The sequence below is a fragment of the Aeromonas cavernicola genome, assembly GCF_002795305.1.
GTDB classification, from domain to species: Bacteria; Pseudomonadota; Gammaproteobacteria; order Enterobacterales; family Aeromonadaceae; genus Aeromonas; species Aeromonas cavernicola.
The window spans coordinates 1-5,677 of the sequence record NZ_PGGC01000021.1 but is presented as its reverse complement, the minus strand read 5'-3'; the positions used below and the strand labels follow the sequence as shown (position 1 = coordinate 5,677).

The 5,677-nt window shown below is 44.8% G+C and carries 6 protein-coding genes and 2 pseudogenes; 4 read left to right on the top strand and 4 right to left on the bottom strand.

Annotated elements, in window-relative coordinates:
* Positions 1 to 255: transposase (locus CUC53_RS02950; RefSeq protein ID WP_167386668.1), on the top strand; the 255-nt coding region annotated here is incomplete at its 5' end.
* 282 nt (positions 256 to 537) lie between these two features.
* Here CUC53_RS02950 and CUC53_RS02945 read toward each other — a convergent pair.
* Both CUC53_RS02945 and CUC53_RS02940 read right to left on the bottom strand, forming a co-directional pair.
* Positions 538 to 1,362, bottom strand: a complete 825-nt coding sequence (locus tag CUC53_RS02945) for a CheR family methyltransferase (protein WP_100292777.1) — start codon at positions 1,360 to 1,362, stop codon at positions 538 to 540.
* Positions 1,363 to 1,384: 22 nt separating this feature from the next.
* The gene (locus CUC53_RS02940) at positions 1,385 to 2,296 is read right to left on the bottom strand and encodes a chemotaxis protein CheV (RefSeq protein WP_100292776.1); all 912 of its coding nucleotides are present in this window, start codon (positions 2,294 to 2,296) and stop codon (positions 1,385 to 1,387) included.
* A 149-nt stretch (positions 2,297 to 2,445) separates the two neighbouring features.
* Between CUC53_RS02940 and flgA the strand changes: the two genes are divergently transcribed.
* From flgA to flgN, 3 genes are all read left to right on the top strand, one after another.
* Complete coding sequence (gene flgA / locus CUC53_RS02935; protein ID WP_100292775.1) at positions 2,446 to 3,126, top strand: flagellar basal body P-ring formation chaperone FlgA; 681 nt, start codon at positions 2,446 to 2,448, stop codon at positions 3,124 to 3,126.
* Positions 3,127 to 3,229: 103 nt separating this feature from the next.
* Positions 3,230 to 3,547: a flagellar biosynthesis anti-sigma factor FlgM gene (flgM, locus tag CUC53_RS02930; protein ID WP_100292774.1), complete on the top strand. Its 318-nt coding sequence runs from the start codon at positions 3,230 to 3,232 to the stop codon at positions 3,545 to 3,547.
* Positions 3,544 to 3,960 (top strand): flagellar export chaperone FlgN, encoded by a 417-nt coding sequence (gene flgN, locus CUC53_RS02925; RefSeq protein ID WP_100292773.1) that lies wholly within the window; start codon positions 3,544 to 3,546, stop codon positions 3,958 to 3,960. The genes flgM and flgN overlap by 4 nt, the downstream gene beginning before the upstream one ends.
* A gap of 144 nt (positions 3,961 to 4,104) precedes the next feature.
* Here the strand turns inward: flgN and CUC53_RS02920 are convergent.
* Positions 4,105 to 5,105: pseudogene (locus CUC53_RS02920) on the bottom strand (IS3 family transposase); the annotation flags it as partial.
* 41 nt (positions 5,106 to 5,146) lie between these two features.
* A pseudogene (locus CUC53_RS02915) lies at positions 5,147 to 5,677 on the bottom strand (DDE-type integrase/transposase/recombinase); the annotation flags it as partial.

Here is a 5,677-nt window from a genome sequence, read left to right as displayed (position 1 = left end):
TATTTTAAATATCCAGATTACGTGCGCACCGCGATTTACACGACCAACGCGGTCGAGACGGTGCATCGGCAATTTCGCAAACGGACCAAGACCAAGGGCGGCTTCGCGAACGCAAACAGTTTACTTAAGCTGCTCTACGCCGGTATGTTGCAGGCATCCGAACGCTGGACACACCCAGTGCAGAACTGGAATCTGACACTGTCGCAGCTGTCGATCCACTTCGCCGGCCGACTGAATGGTCATATCGACCTATGATCGTCTGACACAGAATATTGAACACCCTCGTTAAGAATGGCGATGAACTGGGCATCGCTAAAGCGTGATGTTTTCATGTAGAACCTCCTGCATTTACAGTACGGGAAAATTCTACTTATGAGCAGCGCAGTTTTTCGGGGGGATTACCACCCCATTCCTGCCCAATTGTGTGCGTCAAGCCCCTGTCGGTGAACGGTTACGACCAACGGGATGCTCCTATTGACCTGTGATGGCTGACACAAAATATTTAACACTGCCTGATTATAAATATTAAACGACACACTATTTTACTTTGTAAACGATCCCTGGATTACAACGAACCATATCGAACTTATCAGTCAATCCAGTCAATGATTCTGATGCGCCGAGCATCAAATATCCTCCAGGATTCAAACTTTGTGCGAACTGATTTAATATTTTCGATTTCACATCAGGTGAGAAATAAATCAAAACGTTACGACAAAAAATTATATCAAATTTACCGAGTAGTGTATAGCTATCAAGCAGATTAATAGGCCTGAAGGTTACTAATCCTTTAACTCTATCCGTGATACGCATTTTACCATCACCACAAGGTTCAAAAAACTGCTTTTTACGTTCAGGTGATAAACCTCTAGCTAATGCAAGACTATCATATACTCCAAGCTTGCAGTGATTTAGCATAGTAGTAGATATGTCCGTTCCTATAATCTGTACTCCCCTTGGTAAACTTCCTGGTTTTTTAATTTGTTGCTCTAAGGCAGTCATAGCAATTGAATAGGGCTCTTGACCAGAAGAAGATGCTGCCGACCATATTTTAAGAGGCCTACCTATTTTACCCAGTTCAGGGAAAATCTTGTCTGTAAGTAACTGAAAAGGATATGTGTCACGAAACCATAGCGTTTCATTGGTTGTCATCGCATCAACGACAGCCATTTTTAGGTCTCGATCTTTCACCCCCATTGAGCGAGTTATCAACTCTGACAGACTATCTATCCCAAACTGCGTCATCAAGGATGCAAGGCGACTTTTTACCAAATACTGTTTGTTATCACCCAGAACAATACCGCTGTGTGATTCCAAAAAGTTACTGAATTGTTTATACAAATCATCCGACAGTGTCTTCATGCTACCGCTCTTCTTTCATTTATTAAAGGACGCTCTGCACGGCTTTCGCTAACTCATCAGGTTGAAATTTTGCGATGAAATCGTTAGCCCCCACTTTTTGTACCATTGCCTGATTAAATACACCACTTAGAGAAGTATGCAGAATCACATGCAGGTCTTTAAGGCTAGGATTATTACGGATTTCTGCTGTAAATGTATATCCATCCATTTCTGGCATTTCAATATCAGAAATTACTAATGATATTTGATCTTTTATTGGGCCATTATTGGCCATCTCTAACAGCATATTTAGTGCTTCTCGCCCATCTTTAGCCAATACACACTGCACACCGATTGATTGTAATGCACGTTGTACTTGCTTTCTGGCAACAGAAGAATCATCAGCGACAAGAACTGGCCGAAGCAATGTAGGATGTTGATCTTGTGCCAGTATTAATTCATCACTGACTTCCGTCGAAATTGGTGATATCTCATTAAGAATTCTTTCAACATCCAAGATTTCAACTAATTCATCATCGACCTCTGTAACAGCTGTCATATAGTTGATTCGACCAGCTCCTTTTGGGGGAGGTAGGATAGATTCCCAATTCATGTTGATAATACGCTCAACGGACTGAACTAGGAAGCCTTGAATAGACCTGTTATATTCAGAAATGATAATAAAACATTTATTTAAGTCCTCGATAGGCCGTTTACCCATAGCCATACTGAGATCAATTACTGAAATCGTCTGGCCTCTAATATGAGCAACCCCGCGTACACAGGCATTGAGTTTGGGCATAACAGTCAGTGGCGGGCACTGCAGAACTTCACGAACCTTGAACACATTGATGCCAAATCTCTGGCGTCCATTGAGACGGAACAGTAATAGTTCCAGTCTATTCTGGCCTACTAGCTGGGTTCGCTGATTTACCGAGTCCATAATACTGGCCATAAATGCTCCATCAAAAGTGGCATAAAACATGCTTGAGTGGTGTCTCTGCAAACGACTAAATTAAGCGTAACAACAAGCAAGCTCTCTGAGTAATCGTAGATACACAATCACGTAGTAGTGAACAACTTATCGGCAAAAGAGATAAAGTAATGAGTAGACTTTTTCTTATCGTACTCTTGTTCTGTAGTTCTCTTTCTTGTCACGCGTCTGAAGTAATGAGCTATTTACAAGCGTTAGCACAGAACTTTGTGCGTAGCCAGTTAGACATCCCTTCGGATGCGAAGGTAGATATCACTGTTGCTAGGATTGATGAACGTCTATCACTAACCCGTTGTGAGCATAACCTCTCTATTTCACTCCCAGGTAAAATGGAAATACGACGTAACACCGTAGTGTACCTTAAGTGTGAAGAGGAGAATCCTTGGGATGTCTACCTTCCTGTAAGAGTTAGTATTCAAAAACCTTATGTTACGGTCAGCGAACCAATATCTAAGGGGGCGTTATTGAATAGGGCTCAGCTAACACTTGCGTATCAAGATCAAATGTTAATACGTGGTGACTACCTGACAAATCCTGATACGTTGGTCGGGGTTCGTAGCAAACGAGACATAAACCCTAATCAGCCTATTCGAATGAGTCAAATTTGTGTCGTGTGCAAGGGAGACCAAGTTACGCTAACCGCAGAAAATAGCCGTATGCAGATCAAAACAACGGCTAGGGCCTTGCAGGATGGAAGTTTTGGAGAGACCATACTGCTAGTAAATATGCGTTCAGGTAAAACCGTCCAAGGTGAGGTCAAAGCCGCTGGCTTAGTGTTAGTTCTTTTTTAAACAGGCCTAGATAGAAACAATATCGAATTTTTCTCAAGTTTTTATATTGCTATCCGATATAGAATCAACAGAGCCTGAAAAACGAACCACTAAGGTAAACAGCATGGCCATAAACAACATCAACACAACAAATAGTCGATTACAAAATTCCAACAGCAGTCAAAATCCTGACGGTAAATCTGTCAATTACTCATCTGATAACAAAGCTAGTGCTATCAAGTCAGACTCCGTCTACTTGACTAGCGAGGCTAAAAGCTTGCATAAAATGTACCATACCCTCGACACCGCACCGACAGACAATGAAAGTCGTGTAGAAAATATCAAAAAATCAATTGCTAATGGTGATTACAAGGTTAACGCTGATACCGTGGCTAAAAAAATGTTTAGCTTCGAAGCTGAGCTTACCAAGAGTTTAGAATGATACGTGAGATTTCATTGTTACAGTCTTTAGATGATAAGCTCAATGATATGCAACGCATTCTTCAGAAAGAATTCGATCTACTGAAAGGGCGAGAATGCTTAATTTTTTCCGAATTAGTTGAGCAAAAACAACTATTGATGAGTGCGATTAGTTCAATAGATAAAAAAATCTCTGAGCAACCAAATTTGCTAGAGCAACTAAGTAATGACCATGTGCTGCTGGATAATTTACGAGGAAAACTAGATTGTTGCCGTGCGCAAAATGAAATTAACGGGCATTTACTTGAGCTTAATATCGTTGCTAATAGACGGTTAACTGTGTTTTTAAATAGTATCAGAGACCCCAGCTCCCTTACATATGATGCTAAGGGAAACACCCGTTCGGGAACTCGTTCGAGTGGTATAGAGGTCTAGTATACTATATTCCCCCAAATTTCCCCAAGCAGCAGCCTATGCAGGGAAGGTGTAGGTTAAGTCATCATCGTTAGCTAATGAGTCTTACTTGGAGCCGCTAACACAACCGTTCAAGAAAGCGTAAGCAGGTAACAGCTGTAGTGGTCAACTAAATCCGGACACTTGGTTAGGCCGTTCTTCGGCTTTTGCTGGCGGTATCCCGTCATTGTGTTGATGTGCACGCCGCCAGTTGTAGTAATCCATCAGGTAGTAACTGATATCCCGCTTCGCCTCTCGCAAGCTCATATATCCCATAGCCGGGATCCACTCTGACTTCAGGCTTCTGAACAACCGCTCCATCGGGGCGTTATCCCAACAATTACCACGCCGACTCATACTCTGGGTCATGCGATAGCGCCACAGTCGTTGCCGAAATGCCCTACTGCCATATTGGCTGCCCTGGTCGGAGTGAAATAGCACACCGGATGGGCAACCCCGCTGCTGATAGGCTATCTCCAGTGCTTTGATTGCCAATTCTGCATCAGGTTTATCAGACATCGCCCAGCCCACGACCCGCCGGGTGTGCAGGTCAAGAACCGCTGCCAGGTAATGCCAGCGACCACCGGCCCAGACGTAGGTGATATCGCCACACCACACCTGATTGGGTTGCTGGACATCAAATTCTCGGGCCAGCAGATTGGGAATATCCGGTCGTTCTGACCGTGCCACCTTATAACGGTGTACGCCCGGCTGTTTGGATGCCAACCCGGCCTCCTTCATCAGGTTACGTACTTTGAATTGGCCAATCTGATACCCCAACTCTCGCATCATCGACATCAAGGCGCGGCTGCCCGCTGAGTTCCGGCTTTCTTTGAACAAACGGCGCAACTCACAGCGCTATTGCATACGTTCACTGTTAATCGTCCGCTTGCGAGCCAGATAGTCGTAAAAACAGGATGTTGGAACATCGAAAGCGCAGCAGACCAGAGTGATGGGGGCTTGCTCCCTTAATCGGTCTATCAGCGCGTACGTGTGAACTCGTCCGCCATCAAGAGAGCAGTAGCCTTTTTTAGAATGTCCTTTTCACGTTCGAGCCGGTTGATGCGGGCTGCCAGCTCCTGAATTTTTTGCTGCTCCGGAGTCAGCGCTTTGTCGATTGGGGTTGTGCGGTAATCCCCCCATTCTTAGGAGCATTCAAAAGTAGAGGTCATGCAGCCTTGGCCAGATGCTGCTTCGGTGTGTAGCCATGTTGGGCCGTTCATGGTGATAAACCCATAGCCATTGCGTTACAAATTCTTGTAGCTCCTCCAGCGTGCCAAACAGGTGATGAGCCAGCCAATCGTAACGCACCGTTCTGTTAAACCGCTCTATGTACACGTTCTGCTGGGGATTGCTAGGTTGGATATACCCCAAGGTAATCTCCTGTTTCGCCGCCCATTACTTGAGCTCCTCGCTGATATATTCCGGCCCATTATCACACCGGAGCATCGTCGGTTTGCCACGCCACTCGATCACCTGCTCCAGGGCTCGTTTGACCCGCTAGGCAGGCAATGAAAAATCAACCTCTATACACAGCGCCTCACGGTTAAAGTCATCGAGCACATTAAACAGTCGCACCGACCGGCCATCACTCAGCTGGTCATGCATAAAATCCATCGACCAGGAGTGATTGGGCTTGTCGGGCACGGCCAATGCGTCCGGCTTTTCACGCACCAGCCGCCTGTCTCTTATACACATC

What these genes read in the sequence shown, in the direction of transcription:
- CUC53_RS02945 (WP_100292777.1), bottom strand. Translation starts at nt 1,362, where the DNA reads ATGAAGACACTGTCGGATGATTTGTATAAACAATTCAGTAACTTTTTG.
- CUC53_RS02940 (WP_100292776.1), bottom strand. Translation starts at nt 2,296, where the DNA reads ATGGCCAGTATTATGGACTCGGTAAATCAGCGAACCCAGCTAGTAGGC.
- flgA (WP_100292775.1), top strand. Translation starts at nt 2,446, where the DNA reads ATGAGTAGACTTTTTCTTATCGTACTCTTGTTCTGTAGTTCTCTTTCT.
- flgM (WP_100292774.1), top strand. Translation starts at nt 3,230, where the DNA reads ATGGCCATAAACAACATCAACACAACAAATAGTCGATTACAAAATTCC.
- flgN (WP_100292773.1), top strand. Translation starts at nt 3,544, where the DNA reads ATGATACGTGAGATTTCATTGTTACAGTCTTTAGATGATAAGCTCAAT.